Origin of the sequence: Pseudomonas spartinae, assembly GCF_965197125.1 — a bacterium.
In the GTDB taxonomy this organism is placed as follows: domain Bacteria; phylum Pseudomonadota; class Gammaproteobacteria; order Pseudomonadales; family Pseudomonadaceae; genus Aquipseudomonas; species Aquipseudomonas composti_A.
Genome location: NZ_CBDAMB010000006.1, coordinates 204451 through 223921, shown reverse-complemented (window position 1 = coordinate 223921; position 19471 = coordinate 204451). Strand labels below are relative to the sequence as shown.

The 19471-nt window shown below is 62.0% G+C and carries 17 protein-coding genes; 13 read left to right on the top strand and 4 right to left on the bottom strand.

Annotated features, from left to right (window positions below; all coding sequences use genetic code 11):
* Positions 1–6: 6 nt before the first annotated feature.
* Positions 7–3459 carry a transcription-repair coupling factor gene (gene mfd, locus ACN8M7_RS15360; RefSeq protein WP_490261312.1) on the bottom strand — a complete coding sequence of 1151 codons (3453 nt, stop codon included), beginning with the start codon at positions 3457–3459 and terminating at the stop codon, positions 7–9.
* A 131-nt stretch (positions 3460–3590) separates the two neighbouring features.
* On the opposite strand from mfd, the gene ACN8M7_RS15355 reads away from it, so the two are divergent.
* The 10 genes from ACN8M7_RS15355 (at position 3591) to sthA (ending at position 14121) form a co-directional block, all read left to right on the top strand.
* Positions 3591–5057, top strand: a complete 1467-nt coding sequence (locus tag ACN8M7_RS15355; protein WP_490261311.1) for a glyceraldehyde-3-phosphate dehydrogenase — start codon at positions 3591–3593, stop codon at positions 5055–5057.
* 310 nt (positions 5058–5367) lie between these two features.
* Positions 5368–6705: a Na(+)-translocating NADH-quinone reductase subunit A gene (locus ACN8M7_RS15350; RefSeq protein WP_061240318.1), complete on the top strand. Its 1338-nt coding sequence runs from the start codon at positions 5368–5370 to the stop codon at positions 6703–6705.
* Between the two features lie 3 nt (positions 6706–6708).
* The gene (locus tag ACN8M7_RS15345; RefSeq protein WP_061240319.1) at positions 6709–7920 is read left to right on the top strand and encodes an NADH:ubiquinone reductase (Na(+)-transporting) subunit B; all 1212 of its coding nucleotides are present in this window, start codon (positions 6709–6711) and stop codon (positions 7918–7920) included.
* On the top strand, positions 7913–8701 hold the full coding sequence (locus ACN8M7_RS15340) for a Na(+)-translocating NADH-quinone reductase subunit C (protein WP_061240320.1): 789 nt from the start codon (positions 7913–7915) through the stop codon (positions 8699–8701). The genes ACN8M7_RS15345 and ACN8M7_RS15340 overlap by 8 nt, the downstream gene beginning before the upstream one ends.
* Complete coding sequence (locus tag ACN8M7_RS15335) at positions 8698–9372, top strand: NADH:ubiquinone reductase (Na(+)-transporting) subunit D (RefSeq protein WP_197432188.1); 675 nt, start codon at positions 8698–8700, stop codon at positions 9370–9372. Before ACN8M7_RS15340 ends, ACN8M7_RS15335 begins: the two co-directional genes overlap by 4 nt.
* Positions 9372–9980 (top strand): NADH:ubiquinone reductase (Na(+)-transporting) subunit E, encoded by a 609-nt coding sequence (nqrE, locus tag ACN8M7_RS15330; protein ID WP_061240322.1) that lies wholly within the window; start codon positions 9372–9374, stop codon positions 9978–9980. Before ACN8M7_RS15335 ends, nqrE begins: the two co-directional genes overlap by 1 nt.
* Before the next feature lie 15 nt (positions 9981–9995).
* Positions 9996–11219, top strand: coding sequence for an NADH:ubiquinone reductase (Na(+)-transporting) subunit F (nqrF, locus tag ACN8M7_RS15325; protein ID WP_061240323.1), 1224 nt, complete (start codon positions 9996–9998; stop codon positions 11217–11219).
* Positions 11220–11323: 104 nt separating this feature from the next.
* Positions 11324–12247 carry an FAD:protein FMN transferase gene (locus ACN8M7_RS15320; RefSeq protein WP_490261376.1) on the top strand — a complete coding sequence of 308 codons (924 nt, stop codon included), beginning with the start codon at positions 11324–11326 and terminating at the stop codon, positions 12245–12247.
* Positions 12244–12474, top strand: coding sequence for a (Na+)-NQR maturation NqrM (gene nqrM, locus ACN8M7_RS15315; protein ID WP_490261310.1), 231 nt, complete (start codon positions 12244–12246; stop codon positions 12472–12474). The genes ACN8M7_RS15320 and nqrM overlap by 4 nt, the downstream gene beginning before the upstream one ends.
* Positions 12475–12726: 252 nt before the next feature.
* On the top strand, positions 12727–14121 hold the full coding sequence (gene sthA / locus ACN8M7_RS15310; protein ID WP_490261309.1) for a Si-specific NAD(P)(+) transhydrogenase: 1395 nt from the start codon (positions 12727–12729) through the stop codon (positions 14119–14121).
* Between the two features lie 397 nt (positions 14122–14518).
* On the opposite strand, the gene ACN8M7_RS15305 is transcribed toward sthA, so the two are convergent.
* The 3 genes from ACN8M7_RS15305 to ACN8M7_RS15295 are packed head-to-tail and all read right to left on the bottom strand — an operon-like array spanning position 14519 to position 16129.
* Positions 14519–15238 (bottom strand): glycerophosphodiester phosphodiesterase, encoded by a 720-nt coding sequence (locus ACN8M7_RS15305; protein ID WP_490261308.1) that lies wholly within the window; start codon positions 15236–15238, stop codon positions 14519–14521.
* The gene (locus ACN8M7_RS15300; protein ID WP_490261307.1) at positions 15235–15543 is read right to left on the bottom strand and encodes a phosphodiesterase; all 309 of its coding nucleotides are present in this window, start codon (positions 15541–15543) and stop codon (positions 15235–15237) included. Before ACN8M7_RS15300 ends, ACN8M7_RS15305 begins: the two co-directional genes overlap by 4 nt.
* A 19-nt stretch (positions 15544–15562) precedes the next feature.
* Entirely contained in the window at positions 15563–16129 is a 567-nt protein-coding gene (locus ACN8M7_RS15295; protein ID WP_490261306.1) for a PilZ domain-containing protein, read from the bottom strand.
* A gap of 141 nt (positions 16130–16270) precedes the next feature.
* Here ACN8M7_RS15295 and ACN8M7_RS15290 point away from each other — a divergent pair, with 141 nt between their 5' ends.
* Genes ACN8M7_RS15290 through ACN8M7_RS15280 form a run of 3 tightly spaced genes read left to right on the top strand, consistent with a single transcriptional unit; the run spans position 16271 to position 19468 of the window.
* The gene (locus ACN8M7_RS15290; protein WP_490261305.1) at positions 16271–17518 is read left to right on the top strand and encodes a lipoprotein-releasing ABC transporter permease subunit; all 1248 of its coding nucleotides are present in this window, start codon (positions 16271–16273) and stop codon (positions 17516–17518) included.
* 19 nt (positions 17519–17537) lie between these two features.
* On the top strand, positions 17538–18224 hold the full coding sequence (lolD, locus tag ACN8M7_RS15285) for a lipoprotein-releasing ABC transporter ATP-binding protein LolD (protein WP_490261375.1): 687 nt from the start codon (positions 17538–17540) through the stop codon (positions 18222–18224).
* On the top strand, positions 18224–19468 hold the full coding sequence (locus tag ACN8M7_RS15280; protein WP_490261304.1) for a lipoprotein-releasing ABC transporter permease subunit: 1245 nt from the start codon (positions 18224–18226) through the stop codon (positions 19466–19468). Before lolD ends, ACN8M7_RS15280 begins: the two co-directional genes overlap by 1 nt.
* Positions 19469–19471: the final 3 nt, after the last annotated feature.

The following is a 19471-nucleotide window of genomic DNA, read 5'->3' as shown; positions in this document are numbered from 1 at the left end:
AATCCTTCAGGTGGTGGGCGCAAGGCGCTCGAGCAGGGCTTCCAGGGTGTTGAAGCGCTCTTCCGCGCGCTCCATGGGCACCTGGATCTTGAAGACGGTGGCGCCTTCGAACTTGTAGCGTTTGGGCTGGGCCTGGATCAGCTTGATCAGCGTCAGCGGGTCGACGCAGGTGTCGCTGGCGAACTCGATGCGACCGCCCTGTGGCCCAGCGTCGATCTTGGTGATGCCCAGCTTCTCCGCCTGCAGTTTGAGCAGGGTCAGGCGCATCAGATGCTTGCTCGGCTCCGGCAGCAGGCCAAAGCGGTCGATCATCTCCACCTGCAGTTCCTTCAGGCCGTCTTCGTCGGTGGCCGAGGCGATGCGTTTGTAGAGAATCAGTCGCGCATGCACGTCGGGCAGGTAGGCTTCGGGAATCAGTGCCGGCACGCGCAGGTTGATTTCCGGGCCGCCACCCAGCGGTTGATCGAGATTGGGTTGCTCGCCTTTCTGAATGGCCTTGACCGCGCGCTCGAGCATTTCCATGTACAGGGTGAAGCCGACGGCCTGGATCTGCCCGCTCTGGCCGTCGCCGAGCAGTTCGCCGGCGCCGCGAATTTCCAGGTCATGGGTGGCCAGGACGAAGCCGGCGCCCAGGTCCTGGGCATTGGCGATGGCCTCCAGGCGCTTCTCGGCGTCTGGCGTCATCTGCTTGCGTGGTGGGGTGAGCAGATAGGCGTAGGCCTGGTGGTGGCTACGACCGACACGGCCGCGCAGCTGGTGCAGCTGCGCCAGGCCGAACTTGTCGGCGCGATCGATGATGATGGTATTGGCGCTGGGCACGTCGATACCGGTCTCGATGATGGTCGAGGCCACCAGGACGTTGAAGCGCTTGTGGTAGAAGTCGCTCATCACCTGCTCGAGATCGCGCTCGCGCATCTGCCCGTGGCCGATACCGATGCGTGCCTCGGGCACCAGCTCGGCCAGGTCGGCGGCGCACTTCTCGATGGTCTTCACGTCATTGTGCAGGTAGTACACCTGGCCGCCGCGCAGCAGCTCGCGCAGCAGTGCTTCCTTGATGGTCGGCTTGTTGGCCTCCATGACGAAGGTGCGCACCGACAGGCGTCGCGCCGGCGGTGTGGCGATGATCGACAGGTCGCGCATGCCGGCCACGGCCATGTTCAGGGTGCGCGGGATCGGCGTGGCGGTCAGGGTGAGGATGTCCACCTCGCTGCGCAGGGCCTTGAGCTGCTCCTTCTGGCGCACGCCGAAGCGGTGTTCCTCGTCGATGATGGCCAGGCCCAGGTTCTGAAACTTGACGTCGTCCTGCAGCAGCTTGTGGGTGCCGATGACGATATCCACCTTGCCTTCGGCCAATTGCTGCACGGCCTCGTCGACTTCTTTGGCGCTCTTGAAGCGGCTCATCACCTCGACCTTCACCGGCCAGTCGGCGAAGCGGTCGCGGAAGCTGTTGTAGTGCTGCTGGGCGAGCAGGGTGGTGGGCACCAGCACCGCCACCTGCTTGCCGCTGTGCACGGCGATGAAGGCGGCGCGCATGGCCACTTCGGTCTTGCCGAAGCCGACGTCGCCACAGACCAGGCGATCCATTGGCTTGCCGGCCAGCATGTCGGCACGCACTGCGTCGATGGCGGTCTGCTGGTCCGGCGTTTCCTCGAAGGGGAAGCCGGCGCTGAAGGTGGCGTAATCCAGGGCTGGGTCCTGGAAGGCGAAGCCTTCGCGGGCGGCGCGGCGGGCGTAGATGTCGAGCAGCTCGGCTGCGACGTCGCGTACCTGTTCGGCGGCTTTGCGCTTGGCTTTCTGCCAGACTTCCGAGCCCAGGCGGTGCAAGGGCGCGAGCGCATCGTCACTGCCGGTGTAGCGGGCGATCAGGTGTAGGCTGGCCACCGGTACGTAGAGCTTGGCTTCGTCGGCGTACTGCAGGGCGAGGAACTCGGCGGCCTGGCCGTCGAACTCCATGGTCACCAGGCCCAGGTAGCGGCCCACGCCGTGATCGATGTGCACCACTGGTGCGCCTTCACGCAGCTCGGTGAGGTTCTTGATCACGTTGTCGCCACCGTCGCGACCTTTCTCGCGACGACGGCGCTGCATCACCCGTTGGCCAAACAGCGGGCTTTCGGCAATCAGCGCCAGGTCGTCGAGCAGTAGCCCTTCATCCAGTGGCGCGATGCAGATGTTCAGGCGTTCGCCGCTGGCGACGAAGGCCGGCCAGCCGTCGACTTCCTTGGGCTTGAGCTTGAGGCGGGCGAGCAGTTCCAGCAGCACCTCGCGGCGACCGGCCGACTCGGCGCAGAACAGCACGCGGCCCTGATACTCCTCGATGAAACGGCGCAGGGCAGCCAGCGGCTCGCCGGCCTTGGCCTGGATCGCCAGGTCGGGCAGGGCGCGCGCGTCGAAGCGGGTCTGGCCGACGCCGGGCTCGATGTCGTCCTGATTGACCACCACGCGTGGCCAGTTCTTCAGGCGCGCGAAGCAGTCTTCGACCGGCAGGAAGATGTCGGCTGGCGGCAGCAGCGGGCGCTCGGGGTCGACGCGGCGGTCTTCGTAGCGGTTGCGCGCATCCTGCCAGAACTGCTCGGCGGCCTTCTCGATACCCGGCAGGGAGAACACCTGGGTATCGCTCGGCAGGTAGTCGAACAGGGTGCCGGTTTCTTCGAAGAACAGTGGCAGGTAGTACTCGATACCGGCCGGGGTGATGCCGCTGGACAGATCCTGATAGATCGGGCAACGGCGAAAATCCACGTCGAAGCGCTCGCGGAAACGGCTGCGGAAATCGGTGACGGCTTTCTTTTCCAGCGGAAACTCACGCGCCGGCAGCAGGCGGATCGACTCGACCTTGTCCACCGAGCGCTGGGTTTCCGGGTCGAAGGTGCGCAGGGTCTCGATTTCGTCGTCGAACAGGTCGATGCGATAGGGCGTCTCGCTGCCCATGGGGAACAGGTCGATCAGCGCGCCACGTACGGCGAACTCACCGTGCTCGTACACGGTATCGACGCAGCGGTAGCCGGCAGCTTCAAGGTGTGTGCGCATCTGATCCACGTCCAGCTTCTGGCCGACATCCAGCACCAGGCTGCTGCCGAGCAGAAAGCTTTTCGGTGCCAGGCGGTGTAGGGCGGTGGCGATCGGCACTACCAGAATGCCGCGGCTCAGTTGCGGCAGTCGATACAGGGCGGCGATGCGCTGGGAGATGATGTCCTGGTGCGGCGAAAAAACGTCGTAGGGCAGGGTTTCCCAGTCGGGGAAATGCAGTACGGGCTGATCCGGGGCGAAGAAAGTCAGTTCTTCCTGCAGGCGCTCGGCGTTCTGGCTGCCCTCGGTCAGCACCAGGGTGAAGCGTCCGGCATTGCTGGCCGCTTCTGCTATCGCCAGGGACAGGGCGGCGCCGGGCAGATTGCCCCACTGCTGTTTGCCAGCGCTGGACGGCAGGGAAGGGAGTCTGAGTACGGACGCGGTCTTTGCGGACACAGGCGGCTCACGATCATGACGAAAGGCCCGGAATTGTAGCGGGGCTTGGTGGTCAATGTCAGTCGCGACAGGCGCGCATTGCTCATGCAGGCGCGCACCGTCATAATGTAGCCCCTTTTTTCAGCCCCTACATGTGGAAGGTATTGCCCGTGACTCAGAAGCCCGACCAGTGTCTCGGTGAATGGATCGATCGTGAAGCCCTTGCGGAAGCAATGATTCCGCTGATTGGTCAGCTCTACCGCAACAACAATGTGGTGACCTCGATCTATGGCCGTGGCCTGATCAACCGTTCTGTCATCGACATCCTCAAGGCTCACCGTTTTGCCCGTCACCGTCTGGCCGACGAGGCCGAACTGTCGGTGCACGACACCTTCCCCATGCTCAAGGCCATGAGCGAGCTCAAACTGGGCGCCGCTTCCGTGGACCTGGGCAAGCTGGTTGCCAAGTTCAAGGCCGAAGGCGCTGGCCGCAGCGTCGAGCAGTTCATCAAGGACGAGCTGGACGATGTGGTCGGCAAGCAGAACGGTTCCGGCCGTGAAGGCACTGATGTGGTTCTGTACGGTTTCGGCCGCATCGGCCGCCTGCTGGCGCGCATCCTGATCGAGAAGACTGGCGGTGGTGATGGTCTGCGTCTGCGTGCCATCGTCGTGCGCAAGGGTGCCAGCAACGACCTGGTCAAGCGTGCCAGCCTGCTGCGTCGTGACTCGGTACACGGCAAGTTCAACGGCACCATCACCATCGATGAAGAGAACAACACCCTGACGGCCAACGGCAACCTGATCCAGGTGATCTACGCCAAGGACCCGAAGGAAGTCGACTACACCCAGTACGGCATCAAGAACGCGCTGCTGGTGGACAACACCGGTGTGTGGCGTGATGCCGAGGGCCTGGGTCAGCACCTGACCTGCCCGGGTGTCGATCGCGTAGTGCTCACCGCTCCCGGCAAGGGCGCGCTGAAGAACATCGTGCACGGCATCAACCACGGCGAAATCAGCGCCGAGGACAAGATCATCTCCGCTGCTTCCTGCACCACCAACGCCATCGTGCCGGTGCTCAAGGCGGTCAATGATCAGTACGGCATCGTCAACGGTCACGTCGAGACCGTGCACTCCTACACCAACGACCAGAACCTGATCGACAACTTCCACAAAGGCAGTCGTCGCGGCCGTAGCGCTGCGTTGAACATGGTCATCACCGAAACTGGCGCTGCTACCGCTGCCGCCAAGGCGCTGCCGGTGCTCAAGGGCAAGCTGACCGGTAATGCCATTCGCGTGCCGACTCCGAACGTGTCCATGGCCATTCTCAATCTGAATCTGGAGAAGGCCACCACCCGCGAAGAAATCAACGAGTACCTGCGCCAGATGGCCATGCACTCGGATCTGCAGAAGCAGATCGACTTCGTCAGCTCGCAGGAAGTGGTTTCCACCGACTTCGTCGGTTCGCGCCACGCCGGCGTGGTGGATGCCGAAGCGACCATCGCCAACGATAACCGCGTCGTGCTGTATGTCTGGTACGACAACGAGTTCGGTTACAGCTGCCAGGTGGTGCGCGTGATGGAAGACATGGCCGGGGTCAACCCGCCAGCATTCCCGCGTTAAGCATCAGGGTTGCAAGAAAAACGGGAGCTTCGGCTCCCGTTTTTTGTGCCTGGAAAGCGGCTCGCTGAAGTTAGCTCAGGTTGATATGGGTCAGCATCGACTTTGTTGCTGGCTGTTACCGAAAAGCCAAAAAAAGCAAGTGCTTGGGTGGTCAGTGACAGGGGGGGTCTTTATAATTAAGCGGATTTTTTACCCAGGTTTGGCGCCTTCCTCCACGCCCATGTCGTATCGGCGTGGTCGGGTCTATTAGACTTTTGGTAGCGCCGCCTGTCCTATAAGAAGCTTTCTAAATCAGTGGTTAGGCAAACCTATGATCAAACTAAAGCATGGGCTTGATTTGCCCATAACGGGTGCGCCGACACAGCGTATCGAGGCCGCCAGGCCCGTACGTAGTGTTGCCGTCATCGGCTTCGACTATCACGGGATGAAGCCGACGATGGAAGTGCAGGTCGGTGATCGGGTCAAGCTCGGTCAATTGCTGTTTACCGACAAGAAAACACCCGGCGTGCGCTACACCGCCCCCGCTGCAGGCGTGATCAGCGCCATTCACCGTGGCGAGAAGCGTGTCCTGCAGTCCGTGGTCATCGACATCGATGGCGACGAGCAGGAAACCTTCGCCCAGTACGCTGCCGATCAGCTCGAAGCACTGAGTGACGAGCAGGTTCGCGAGAACCTGCAGCAGTCCGGTCTGTGGACCGCTCTGCGCACCCGTCCGTTCAGCAAGGTGCCGGCGCTCGATGCCGTACCCAGTTCGATCTTCGTCACTGCCGTCGATACGCACCCGCTCGCTGCGGATCCTGCGGTGATCATCGGCGAATACGCCGCTGATTTCGAGAATGGCCTGAAGGTTCTCGGCAACCTGGCCAAGGTCTTCCTGTGCAAGGCCGAAGGCGCCAATCTGCCTGGCGAGAAGCTGGCCAAGGTGCAGAGCGAAGCCTTCGCCGGTCCGCACCCGGCCGGTCTGCCGGGTACTCACATTCACTTCCTCGACCCGGTCAGCATCGGCAAGAGCGTATGGCAGATCGGTTATCAGGACGTGATCGCCGTAGGCAAGCTGTTCACCACCGGTCAGCTGTTCGTCGAGCGCGTGGTGGCACTGGCTGGCCCGGTTGCCGAGCAGCCGCGTCTGCTGCGTACCCGTCTGGGCGCCAGCCTGGAGGAACTCACCGCCGGTGAGCTCAAACCCGGCTTCAATCGCGTGATCTCCGGTTCGGTATTCGGTGGTCGTACCGCTCAGGGCGCATTCGCCTTCCTCGGTCGCTACCACAATCAGGTGTCCTGCCTGGGTGAAGGTAACGACCGCGAGATGATGCATTACCTGCGCGCAGGCGTTAACAAGCACTCGGTACTGAACATCTTCGTATCCAAGTTGGCCGGCGCCAAGCTGTTCAACTTCACCACCACCACCAATGGCAGCCCGCGCGCCATGGTGCCGGTGGGTAACTACGAAGCTGTGATGCCGCTGGACATCCTGCCGACGCAGCTGCTGCGCTACCTGATCGTCGGCGACACCGAGATGGCCCAGAAACTGGGTTGCCTGGAACTCGATGAGGAAGATCTGGCGCTGTGCACCTATGTCTGTGCCGGCAAGTATGAATATGGCCCGATCCTGCGGGACAACCTCACCCGCATCGAGAAGGAGGGTTAATCCGTGGGCATTCGTGCATTCCTCGACAAGATCGAGCACAACTTCGAAAAGGGCGGCAAGTACGAGAAGTGGTACGCGCTCTACGAAGCCATCGATACCTTCTTCTATCGTCCTGGCAGCGTGACCAAAACCACCGCTCACGTGCGTGATGGCATCGACCTCAAGCGCATGATGATCACCGTGTGGCTGTGCACCTTCCCGGCGATGTTCTTCGGTATGTGGAACACCGGCTACCAGGCCAACCTGATCTTCGCCCAGAGCCCCGAGCTGCTGGCGAGCCAGGAAGGCTGGCGCTTCGCTCTGATCGGCTCGCTGGCCGGTTTCGATCCGAACAGCCTGTGGGACAACTTCATTCAGGGTGCGGCTTACTTCCTGCCCGTCTACGCGGTGACCTTCATCGTTGGCGGTTTCTGGGAAGTGCTGTTCGCCTCGATCCGTCGTCACGAAGTCAACGAAGGCTTCTTCGTTACCTCCGTGCTGTTCGCCCTGATCCTGCCGCCAAGCATTCCGCTGTGGCAGGTCGCTCTGGGCATCAGCTTCGGCGTGGTGATCGGCAAGGAAGTGTTCGGTGGTACCGGCAAGAACTTCCTCAACCCGGCGCTGACTGGTCGTGCCTTCCTGTTCTTCGCCTACCCGGCGCAGATGTCCGGTGATGCGGTGTGGACGGCGGTCGACGGTTTCGCTGGCGCCACCTCGCTGAGCCTGGCGGCCAGTGGCGGCATCGAGAACGTGATCAACAACGGCATCACCTGGATGGACGCTTTCGTCGGCACCATTCACGGCTCGATGGGCGAAACCAGCACCCTGGCCATCGCCATCGGCGGTCTGGTTCTGTTGCTGACCCGTATTGCTTCCTGGCGCATCGTCGTCGGCGTGATGCTGGGCATGATCGGCCTGAGCCTGCTGCTCAATCTGATCGGCTCCACCACCAATCCGATGTTCGCCATGCCCTGGTACTGGCATCTGGTAGTTGGCGGCTTCGCCTTCGGCATGTTCTTCATGGCCACCGACCCGGTGTCGGCCTCCATGACCAACACCGGCAAATGGATCTTCGGCGCTCTGATCGGCGTGATGGTCGTGCTGATCCGTGTGGTCAACCCGGCCTTCCCCGAGGGCATGATGCTGGCGATCCTGTTCGCCAACCTGTTTGCACCGCTGATCGACCACTTCGTCGTTCAGGCCAATATCAAGCGGAGGCTGGCACGTAATGTCTAGTCAAAAAGAATCCACCGTCCGCACGCTGACGGTGGCGGTGCTGGTGTGTCTGGTGTGCTCGGTGTTCGTCGCCGGCGCAGCCATCGCACTGAAGCCGACTCAGGTTGAAAACCGCCTGCTGGACAAGCAGCGCAGCATCCTGGCGATCGCAGGTCTGGCCCAGCCGGGCATGTCCTCGGCCCAGGTCAAGCAGGTGTTCGACGGTACCATCACCGCCAAGCTGGTGGACCTGGAAACCGGCAAGTTCTCCGACGCCTTCGACCCGATCACCTTCGACCCGCTCAAGGCGGCCAAGGATCCCAAGCTGTCCACCGCATTGAGCAGCAGCGAGGACATCGCCGGGATCAAGCGCCAGGAGCGTTACACCACCGTTTACATGGTGGAGAAGGACGGTCAGCTGCAAACCCTGATCCTGCCAGTGCGTGGTTACGGCCTGTGGTCGACCCTGCACGGCTTCATCGCAGTCAAGGGCGACCTCAACACCGTGGTCGGTATGGGCTTCTACCAGCACGGCGAAACGCCGGGCCTGGGTGGTGAAGTCGACAACCCGAAATGGAAAGGTCAGTGGCCGGGCAAGACCCTGTTCGACGAGAACGGCAAGCTCGCCGTGCAAGTCGTCAAGGGTGGTGTCGACCCGCAGAGCCCGCAAGCGACCCATCAGGTCGATGCGCTCGCCGGTGCCACGCTCACCAGCAATGGGGTGGATCATCTGCTGAAGTTCTGGCTCGGCCAGAACGGCTTCGGTCCGTTTATCGCTAACCTGCGCGCAGGGGAGGCATGATCATGTCGCAGCCGACTATTAAAGAAGTCCTGCTTAATCCGATCTTCAACAACAACCCGATTGGCCTGCAGATCCTCGGGATCTGCTCGGCCCTGGCGGTGACCTCGAACCTGCAGACCGCGCTGGTGATGTCCGCCGCGCTGACGCTGGTGACCGGTTTCTCCAACCTGTTCATCTCCATGATCCGCAGCCAGATTCCAGGCTCGATCCGCATGATCGTGCAGATGGTGATCATCGCCTCGTTGGTGATCGTGGTCGATCAGGTGCTCAAGGCCTACGCCTTCAGTCTGTCCAAGCAGCTATCGGTGTTCGTCGGTCTGATCATCACCAACTGCATCGTGATGGGTCGTGCCGAGGCGTTCGCCATGCAGAACCCGCCGGTGCTGTCGTTCTTCGACGGTATTGGTAACGGTCTGGGCTACAGCGCCATGCTGATCGCCCTGGGCGTGATCCGCGAGCTGTTCGGTGCCGGCAAGCTGATGGGCTACGAGGTCTTTTCCGTGGTCAACGACGGTGGCTGGTACCAGCCCAACGGTATGCTGCTGCTGCCGCCTTCGGCGTTCTTCCTGATCGGCCTGTTCATCTGGGCCATCCGTAGCTGGAAGAGGGACCAGGTCGAGGCCAATGCCTACAAGATGGCGCCTCAGGTATCCAGCAAGGAGGCCTATTAATGGAACATTACATCAGCCTGTTCGTCCGTGCGGTGTTCGTCGAGAACATGGCGCTGGCGTTCTTCCTCGGCATGTGTACCTTCATCGCCATCTCCAAGAAGGTGGAAACCGCCATCGGCCTGGGTATCGCCGTGGTCGTGGTACTGGGTATCACCATGCCGGTGAACAACCTGATCTACGCCAACATACTCAAGGATGGTGCCCTGGCCTGGGCCGGCATGCCTGAGGTGGACCTGTCCTTCCTCGGCCTGCTGACCTTCATCGGCGTGATCGCGGCAATCGTGCAGATCCTGGAAATGACCCTGGATAAGTACGTGCCCTCGCTGTACAACGCCCTCGGTGTGTTCCTGCCGCTGATCACAGTGAACTGCGCCATCATGGGTGGCTCGCTGTTCATGGTCGAGCGTGACTACAACCTGGCCGAAAGCACCGTCTACGGTGTCGGTGCGGGTGTGTCCTGGGCGCTGGCCATCGCCGCGCTGGCCGGTATCCGCGAGAAGCTCAAGTACAGCGATGTACCGGCTGGCCTGCAGGGTCTGGGCATCACCTTCATCACCATCGGTCTGATGTCGTTGGGCTTCATGTCCTTCTCCGGCGTGCAGCTGTAAGGAAAGGATGAACAGATGAATTACGAAATTTTCCTCGCCATCGGCATGTTCACCGCCATCGTGCTCGCGCTGGTGCTGATCATCCTCGCCGCGCGCGCCAAGCTGGTTTCCAGCGGTGACGTGAGCATCGAGATCAACGGCGAAAAAACCATCGTGGTACCGGCTGGCGGCAAGCTGCTGCAGACCCTGGCCGACAACAACATCTTCCTGTCTTCCGCCTGCGGCGGCGGCGGCACCTGCGCGCAGTGCAAGTGCGTCGTCGAGGCTGGCGGCGGCGAGATGCTGTCGACCGAGGAATCGCACTTCACCAAGCGCGAGGCCCGCGAGGGCTGGCGCCTGTCCTGCCAGACTCCGGTCAAGCAGGACATGAAGATCGAAGTCCCGGAAGAGGTCTTCGGCGTCAAGAAGTGGGAATGCACCGTCGAGTCCAACCCCAACGTCGCTACCTTCATCAAGGAGCTGACGCTGAAGCTGCCGGAAGGCGAGAACGTCGACTTCCGCGCCGGTGGTTACGTGCAGCTCGAGTGCCCGCCGCACACCGTCAACTACAAGGACTTCGATATCCAGGAGGAGTATCGCGGCGACTGGGACAAGTTCAACCAGTGGAAGTACGTATCCAAGGTCGAGGAGACCGTGATCCGTGCCTATTCCATGGCCAACTACCCGGAAGAGCGCGGTCTGGTGAAGTTCAACATCCGTATCGCCTCGCCGCCCCCCGGCAAGGACGATCTGCCGCCGGGCAAGATGTCTTCCTACGTGTTCAGCCTCAAGCCGGGCGACAAGATCACCGTGTACGGACCCTTCGGTGAGTTCTTCGCCAAGGACACCGATGCCGAGATGGTCTTCATCGGCGGTGGTGCCGGCATGGCGCCGATGCGCTCGCACATCTTCGACCAGCTCAAGCGCCTGAAGTCCACGCGCAAGATCAGCTTCTGGTACGGCGCGCGTTCCATGCGCGAGTCGTTCTACAACGAAGAGTACGATCAGCTGGCCGCAGAGAACCCGAACTTCCAGTGGCATTTGGCGCTGTCCGATCCGCAGCCCGAAGACAACTGGACCGGCCTCAAGGGCTTCATCCACAACGTGCTGTACGAGAACTACCTGAAGGACCACCCGGCTCCGGAAGATTGCGAGTTCTACATGTGCGGCCCGCCCATGATGAACGCCGCCGTGATCAAGATGCTGACCGACCTGGGTGTCGAGCCGGAGAACATCCTCCTCGACGACTTCGGCGGCTAAGCATGAGGTCTGCGGTACTCCAGCCCGTTATCGCTGTCGCCCTGGCGGCAGCCCTAACGGGCTGCTTGCATTCTGAACGCATCGAAGAGTTTGGTGGCCCGACCATGGGCAGCACCTATTCGATCAAATACGTCCGCAGTGAAGGTGTCGCGCCGCAAGCCGAACTCAAGGCCGCGACCGAGGCGATCCTCGCCGAGATCGATCTGCAGATGTCCACCTATCGCGATGATTCGCTGATCGAGCAGTTCAACCAGGCGCCCGCCGGTACCTGCCAGTCGATGCCCAAGGGCGTGCTGGATCTGGTGCGCGCCGGCAATCGTCTGCACCAGGAGAGCCAGGGCTACTTCGACCTGACGCTGGAGCCGTTGCTCGACCTCTGGGGCTTCGGGCCCAAAGGGCAGGGCGAAGCGGTGCCGGATGCCGAGCGTCTGGCGCAAGTGCGTCAGCGGGTCGGTCAGCAGCACCTGAAGATCGAAGGCGAACAACTGTGCAAGGACGTCGACGTGGAAGTCGACTTCAACAGCATCGCTGCCGGTTATGCTGTCGACCGGATCGTCGCACGTTTGGGCGAACTGGGCGTCACCAGCTACCTGATCGAAGCCACCGGCGAGCTCAAGGCCGCAGGCTTCAAGCCCGATGGCAGCCATTGGCGCATCGGCCTCGAAGCGCCGCGCGACGATCAGCGTGTCGCTCAGCGCATCCTGCAACTCGATGGTTACGGTATTTCCACCTCGGGTGACTATCGCAACTACTTCGAAGAGAACGGCCAGCGCTACTCGCACACGCTCGATCCGTTGACTGGCAAACCGGTCAATCACAAGCTGGCAGCTGTCACGGTGGCAGATACATCGACCTTGCGCGCCGATGGCTTGTCTACCCTATTGATGGTACTTGGACCGGATGCCGGCATGGCGTTCGCCGAGCGCAACGGTATCGCGGCGTTTTTCGTGACGCGTGAGGGCAAGGGCTTCGTCACACACGGCACGCCCGCATTCGAGCAGCTATTCGCTGCAGGAGATGAGCAATGACTTTTCTGGTTGTATTTCTGGCCATGATTCTGGTCGTCGGCATGATGGCCGTCGGCGTGATCATGGGGCGTAAGCCCATCGCGGGTTCCTGCGGTGGTATCGCCAATCTGGGTATCGAGAAGGAATGCTCGATCTGCGGCGGTAGTCGTGAAAAGTGCGAAGAGGTCAATCGCGACACCAGCGAAGCGCCAAACACCGATCTGGCTTACGACGCGAGCAAACGCTGAACCAGGCGGTACGGCAGGTTGTTGGAATACCCTGGCGGGCGGCCACTGCAATGCCGATGGCGCGGCGCCTGGGTCGGACTCGTGCATGAGCCTGTTTCTGCAGCAATGGCAACGCACGGCTGCATGGAGGCAGGGGGCCAAAGCCGAGATAGTTTTTCAACAGCCTGATAGATTGATAGCCGACGCCGTTATCCGGCGTCGGCCCTGCCGAGGGTGCGCCACAAGCGCTCCGGCCTGATCCGAGGAGTAAACATGGCGGTCTACAACTATGACGTAGTGGTGCTGGGCTCGGGCCCGGCAGGCGAGGGCGCGGCGATGAACGCGGCCAAGGCCGGGCGCAAGGTGGCTGTCGTCGACAACCGCCCGCTGGTCGGCGGTAACTGCACTCACCTGGGGACCATTCCCTCCAAGGCACTGCGTCATTCGGTGCGGCAGATCATGCAGTTCAACACCAACCCGATGTTCCGTCAGATTGGCGAGCCGCGCTGGTTCTCCTTCCCCGACGTGCTGAAGAGTGCCGAGAAGGTCATCGCCAAGCAGGTCACGTCGCGCACCGGTTATTACGCGCGCAACCGCATCGACACCTATTTCGGTACCGCGAGCTTCTCCGACGAGCACACCGTCGAGGTGGTCTGCATCAACGGCGCTGTCGAGAAGCTGGTGGCCAAGGACGTGGTGATCGCCACGGGTTCGCGCCCCTATCGCCCGGCCGATGTCGATTTCCGCCACCCGCGTATCTACGACAGCGACACCATTCTCAGCCTCGGTCACACCCCGCGCCGTCTGATCATATACGGAGCCGGAGTCATCGGCTGTGAGTACGCGTCGATCTTCAGTGGTCTGGGCGTGCTGGTGGACCTGATCGACAATCGCGATCAGTTGCTCAGCTTCCTCGACTCGGAAATTTCCGATGCGCTCTCCTACCACCTGCGCAACAACAACGTGCTAATTCGTCACAACGAAGAGTACGAGCGCATCGAGGGGCTGGAGAACGGCGTGATCCTGCACCTGAAATCGGGCAAGAAGATCAAGGCCGACGCCTTGCTGTGGTGCAACGGGCGTACTGGTAACACCGACCAGCTGGGGCTGGAGAACATCGGCATCAAGGTCAACAGCCGTGGCCAGATTCAGGTCGACGAGCGCTATCGCACCGAAGCCAGCAACATCTACGCGGCTGGTGATGTGATCGGTTGGCCGAGCCTGGCCAGTGCCGCATCCGACCAGGGCCGTTCCGCCGCTGGTAGCATCGTCGATAACGGTAGCTGGCGTTTTGTCGATGATGTCCCGACCGGCATCTACACCATTCCGGAGATCAGCTCGATCGGCAAGAACGAGCGTGAGCTGACTCAGGCCAAGGTGCCTTACGAAGTGGGCAAGGCCTTCTTCAAGGGGATGGCCCGCGCGCAGATCTCGGTAGAGCCGGTGGGCATGCTGAAGATCCTGTTCCACCGTGAAACCCTGGAAGTACTGGGTGTGCACTGCTTCGGTTACCAGGCTTCGGAGATCGTCCACATCGGTCAGGCGATCATGAACCAGAAGGGCGAAGCCAATACCATCAAGTACTTCATCAACACCACGTTCAACTACCCGACCATGGCCGAGGCCTATCGGGTGGCGGCGTTCGATGGTCTCAACCGGCTTTTTTGAGCGGCTCCGGCCGGCGGCCTGAGCCGGTCGGAGAGGCAGGCTGGGAGCAGGCTTGCGAATGGCGCTGGCCGAATCGGGAAAGCTTCTAGCGTCTCAGGCGGCAGCAAACGACAAAACCGGCCATTGGCCGGTTTTTGTTTTTTGGGTCCCGCGCCCAGCAGGGTGCGCCGCGCGCACCGCAACGCTGGGGCTGGATGTGAACCCGGGTTTAGTGTGTACGCATCGTATTCGAGTGTTCGCGGCTAAGGCCCCTCCCACAAGCAGACCGTTGCTCAGCGAGCTATGACCTGGAGCGCAGCCGGGCTAACAGGTTTGCGGCGTAGGAGCGAATTCATTCGCGATGCTTGTGCGCTCCGTGTTGACCCGGATCGCGGCTGAAGCCGCTCCTACGGAAGGCTCAGCTGCGCAGCGTCTTCACTGCCACGCCGGGAAAGTCAGTGATGATGCTGTCGACGCCGAAGTCGGCCAGGCGCCGCATCAGCGCTGGCTCGTTGACCGTCCATACCGAGACATGCAGGCCTTGCTTCTGTGCCTTGAGCAGGCGCTCCGGGGTGCACAGCGTCCAGTTCAGCGCCAGCAGGTGGCAGCCGTAATGCGCTGCAACCTTCAGTGGGTCGAGCCAGGCGTACTCGGCGACCAACCCTACCTGCAGTTGTGGGGTCAGTTCGCGTGCCGCCTTGAGCACCTCGCGTGAGCTTGAGGTGATGGTGATGCGCTCCTGCAGGCCATGCTGCGCTGCCAGTTCGGCAATGGCCAGTACGGTGCGCGCTGCACGAATCTTCGAAGCGCTTTTCACCTCCAGCTGCCAATGCTCGAAATCGCACTGTTCGAACAGCTCTGCCAGGCGCGGAATAGGGCAGGGGCGCACCCAGCCCGGACCACCCTTGCGCGCGTCGTATTGGCTCAGGTCGGCAGCGTCGTGCTCGACCACCTTGCCGCGCAGGCCTGTGGTGCGCTTGAGGGTCGGATCATGGATCACCATCAGCTCACCATCGCGTGACAGGTGCAGGTCCAGTTCGCAACGATTGACGCCATGCTCCAGGCAGCGCTGAAAGCTGGCGAGGGTGTTTTCCGGGGCTTCGCCCTTGGCGCCGCGGTGGCCGTAGATGAGAGTCACTGTTGCTCCTTGACGGTGTCGAGGTGGTGCGGCCGATGATGGCGCACGCTGTTGATCACGTGATCGTATTCGAAATAGACGCTGAACTCGCGGTAGTCCCAACGGGTGATGGGCGGTTGGCCGACAGGTTTGTGTTCTTCGTCAGCCAGGCCGAAGCGCTCCAGCACCGAGCGCTTCGATTGGCCGAGCTGTGGCAGGTTGCGGCTATCGATCTCGGCACCCTGGTCGCCCAGGGGGATGGTCAGGGTGTCGGCGAACAGGGGCGGGGTGACGAGCAGGGTGAGCAGCAGAGCGAAACGATGCATGGCGGTTCCTTGGCGGCGTTCATTCGCGGGCCTGGCGACGTTCCAGAGCCTGTTTCTGCAGGATATGCCGGGCCAGCAATTGGCGCTGTGCGTCGGTCAACGCTTCGAACTCGGTACCAATTTCATACTGGCCATCTTTGCGTGGGCTGCAGTGCACGACTTGCGCACGTAGCAGAAGCCCCAGGGCTTGTGGCATCAGCACCATCTTGATTGCCAGGTGACTGCCCGGTGCCACGGCCTGGCTGTGGTTGAAACTGATGCCGCCTTCGGACATCGACACCTGACGCGGCGCGCCGATGTCACGCAGCAGGCTTTGCGCCACGGCTTGGCCGAGCAGGTCGATGCGCTTGTTGATCACCTTCAGGTAGTTGGCCAGGGTGCGATCGCGCTCGCTGATGTGGCGCAGCAGGTGTTGCGACTCGAAGTCCATCAGATGCAGGTCGCTGAGCAGGTTGAACAGCGGTGAAGCATCGTGAAGCTCTTCGCTGGAGTGGGCCGCAGCACCGGATAACAGGCTGAATTCCAGTGCTATCGTATCCTCGATACGATAGTATTCCCGGCGATCATCTACATCGTTTGTCGACATGGCGAACCCATGGCAGCGGTGGTGGTCAGAGAACTCGTTGACGATCCGGCACGTAGCGGGCTCGAACTTGTTCTGAGTGTAAGGCCGCCAGCCAGGGCCTGCCACAAGGACGTTCCTTTTTCCCCCTGACTCTTCCCCGACATGTTCAGACCACTGTTCGTATTCATCGGTACGCGCTACACGCGGGCCAAGCGCCGCAACCATTTCGTTTCCTTCATTTCCCTGACGTCCATGCTCGGCCTCACCCTGGGGGTGATGGTGATGATCCTGGTGCTGTCGGTCATGAACGGTTTCGACCACGAGATGCGCACCCGCGTACTGGGCATGATTCCGCATGCCACGGTCGAGTCGCCCACGCCGGTCAGCGACTGGCAGGCCCTTGCTCGCCAGGTCAAGCGTCATCCGCGCGTCGAGGCATTGGCGCCCTTCACCCAGATGCAGGGCTTGCTGACGCACGATGGCAAGGTGCAGAAAGTACTGATCAATGCCATCGACCCCGAGCAGGAGCGCAAGGTGTCGATCATCGATGGCTTCTTCCAGCAGGGCAGCCTCGACAGCCTGCAGCCAGGGGATTTCGCCATGGTCATCGGCGACAAGGCGGCAGCCAAGCTGGGCCTCAAGCTCGGTGACAAGGTCACCTTCGTCGCGCCCGAGGTCACCGTGACTCCGGCCGGCATGTTCCCGCGCCTGAAGCGTTTCACCGTTACCGGCATCTTCCACGTTGGCGCCGGCGAGATCGACGGCGCCCTGGCGCTGGCCAATATCAGCGACCTGGCGCGCCTGCAGCGCTGGAAACCGGACCAGGTGCAGGGCCTGCGCCTGAAATTCGATGACCTGTTCCAGGCGCCGCGTAGCGCCTGGGAAATCGCCCAGAGCCTCGGTGGTGATTTCTACGCCCGCGACTGGACCCGTACCCACGGCAATCTGTATCAGGCCATTCGCATGGAGAAGACCATGATCGGCCTGCTGCTGCTGCTGATCGTCGCGGTGGCCGCATTCAACATCATCTCGACGCTGGTGATGGTGGTCTCCGACAAGAAGGGCGACATCGCCATCTTGCGCACCCTCGGCGCCACGCCGCGGCAGATCATGGCCATCTTCATGGTGCAGGGCACCGTGATTGGCGTGGTCGGCACCTTCATCGGCGCGCTGCTGGGCATTGTCGCTGCACTGAACATCAGCAGCCTGATCGCCGTTATCGAGCACCTGCTGGGCATCAAGTTTCTCAACGCCGATGTCTATTTCATCGATTACCTGCCTTCGCAACTGCAGAGCGCCGACGTGGTGATGGTCTGCACCGCGGCGTTGCTGCTGAGCTTCTTCGCTACCCTGTATCCGGCCTGGCGTGCCGCGCGTACCCAGCCTGCCGAGGCCCTGCGCTATGAGTGAGTCCATGAATCAGAACGCCATGAAACAGCACAATGCCGTGCTCAGCTGCCGCAACCTGAGCAAGCGCTACGACGAGGGTCCCGAGTCGGTGGTGGTGCTCGATGGGCTCGAACTGGAACTCTTCCCGGGCGAGCGCGTAGCGATCGTCGGCAGTTCCGGCTCCGGCAAAAGCACCCTGCTGAACATGCTCGGCGGCCTGGATACGCCGAGCGAGGGCAGTGTCTGGCTGGCCGGCGAGCAGCTGTCGGCACTGAGCGAGACTGCGCGCGGGCTTTTGCGCAACCGCGCATTGGGCTTCGTCTACCAGTTTCACCACCTGCTGGCCGAGTTCACCGCGCTGGAGAACGTCTGCATGCCGCTGCTGATCGGCAAGACGTCGATTGCCGAGGCGCGTCAACGCGCGACTGCGTTGCTCGAGCGCGTTGGCCTGGGGCATCGGCTGAGTCACAAACCGTCCGAGCTGTCCGGTGGCGAGCGTCAGCGTGTGGCGATTGCCCGCGCCCTGGTCAACCGGCCCGGCCTGGTACTGCTCGACGAGCCAACCGGCAACCTCGATCAGCACACCGCCGAAGGCATTCAGGAGCTGATGCGTGAACTCAGCCGCGACTCCAATACCGCGTTTCTGGTGGTGACCCACGACATGCAGCTGGCACGCCAGATGGATCGCGTGCTCAGCCTGCAGGACGGCAAACTGGTGACCCTCTGATGTTTCGTCCGCTGAGTATCTTCATCGGCGCTCGCTACACACGGGCCAAGCGCCGCAACCATTTCATCTCCTTCATCTCGCTGACATCGATGATCGGCCTGGCGCTCGGCGTGCTGGCGATGATCGTGGTGCTGTCGGTCATGAACGGCTTCCAGAAGGAGATGAGCTCACGCATCCTCGGCATGGTGCCGCACGCTATGCTCTACGGTACCGAGCCGGTCGCCGACTGGCGTGCGTTGGCGGCCAAGGCCATGGCCAATCCGCAGGTGCAGGCTGCCGCGCCCTATGCCGAGCTGGAGGGCATGCTCTCGCATCGCGGGCTGATGCAGCCGATCCAGATCCACGGCATTGACCCGGCAGAAGAAGACAAGGTGTCGATCCTGCCCGAGCACATCCGCCAGGGCAGCCTGAGCAATCTGCAGCCCGGCGAATTCGGCGTGGTGATCGGCGATATCACCGCGCGGCGCTTCGGCTTGCAGGTGGGCGACAAGCTGACCTTGATCATCCCCGAGCTGAGCAGCGCTCCCGGCGGTGTCACCCCGCGCATGCAGCGCCTGAACGTTGCGGCGATATTCAAGGTCGGCGCCGAGCTGGACAGCTCGCTGGCCCTGATCAACGTCGCCGACGCAGCCGCCATGCAGCGTCTGCCAGATGGCACGGTGCCGGGTATTCGCCTGGCGCTGAAAGATCTGTACCAGGCGCCGCAGGTATCCAAGACACTGGCTGCCGAGTTGGGCGCGGGTTACCGCGCCGACGACTGGACCCACACCCAGGGCAGCCTGTTCAGTGCGATGAAAATGGAGAAGACCATGATCGGTCTGCTCCTGCTGCTGATCGTCGCGGTGGCGGCGTTCAACATCATCGCCACCCTGATCATGGTGGTCGCCGACAAGAGCGGTGATATCGCCATTCTGCGCACCTTGGGCGCCACGCCGCGACAGATCATGGCCATTTTCATGGTGCAGGGCTCGGTCATCGGCCTGGTCGGCACGCTGATCGGCACGGTGCTGGGCGTGCTGGCAGCGCTCAATGTCAGTGCGCTGGTGGCCTGGCTGGAGTCGTTCGCCGGGCAGCAGGTGTTGAGCTCCGATGTGTACTTCATCAGCAGCCTGCCATCTGACCTGCAGTGGCTGGACGTGGCGCTGATCTGCTCGGCAGCGCTGATCTTGAGCTTCCTTGCCACGCTCTATCCTTCATGGCGGGCAGCCCAGGTGCAGCCGGCCGAAGCGCTGCGCTACGAGTGACAA

What these genes read in the sequence shown, in the direction of transcription:
- ACN8M7_RS15355 (WP_490261311.1), top strand. Translation starts at nt 3,591, where the DNA reads ATGTGGAAGGTATTGCCCGTGACTCAGAAGCCCGACCAGTGTCTCGGT.
- ACN8M7_RS15350 (WP_061240318.1), top strand. Translation starts at nt 5,368, where the DNA reads ATGATCAAACTAAAGCATGGGCTTGATTTGCCCATAACGGGTGCGCCG.
- ACN8M7_RS15340 (WP_061240320.1), top strand. Translation starts at nt 7,913, where the DNA reads ATGTCTAGTCAAAAAGAATCCACCGTCCGCACGCTGACGGTGGCGGTG.
- ACN8M7_RS15335 (WP_197432188.1), top strand. Translation starts at nt 8,698, where the DNA reads ATGATCATGTCGCAGCCGACTATTAAAGAAGTCCTGCTTAATCCGATC.
- nqrE (WP_061240322.1), top strand. Translation starts at nt 9,372, where the DNA reads ATGGAACATTACATCAGCCTGTTCGTCCGTGCGGTGTTCGTCGAGAAC.
- nqrF (WP_061240323.1), top strand. Translation starts at nt 9,996, where the DNA reads ATGAATTACGAAATTTTCCTCGCCATCGGCATGTTCACCGCCATCGTG.
- ACN8M7_RS15320 (WP_490261376.1), top strand. Translation starts at nt 11,324, where the DNA reads ATGGGCAGCACCTATTCGATCAAATACGTCCGCAGTGAAGGTGTCGCG.
- nqrM (WP_490261310.1), top strand. Translation starts at nt 12,244, where the DNA reads ATGACTTTTCTGGTTGTATTTCTGGCCATGATTCTGGTCGTCGGCATG.
- sthA (WP_490261309.1), top strand. Translation starts at nt 12,727, where the DNA reads ATGGCGGTCTACAACTATGACGTAGTGGTGCTGGGCTCGGGCCCGGCA.
- ACN8M7_RS15300 (WP_490261307.1), bottom strand. Translation starts at nt 15,543, where the DNA reads ATGCATCGTTTCGCTCTGCTGCTCACCCTGCTCGTCACCCCGCCCCTG.
- ACN8M7_RS15295 (WP_490261306.1), bottom strand. Translation starts at nt 16,129, where the DNA reads ATGTCGACAAACGATGTAGATGATCGCCGGGAATACTATCGTATCGAG.
- ACN8M7_RS15290 (WP_490261305.1), top strand. Translation starts at nt 16,271, where the DNA reads ATGTTCAGACCACTGTTCGTATTCATCGGTACGCGCTACACGCGGGCC.
- lolD (WP_490261375.1), top strand. Translation starts at nt 17,538, where the DNA reads ATGAAACAGCACAATGCCGTGCTCAGCTGCCGCAACCTGAGCAAGCGC.
- ACN8M7_RS15280 (WP_490261304.1), top strand. Translation starts at nt 18,224, where the DNA reads ATGTTTCGTCCGCTGAGTATCTTCATCGGCGCTCGCTACACACGGGCC.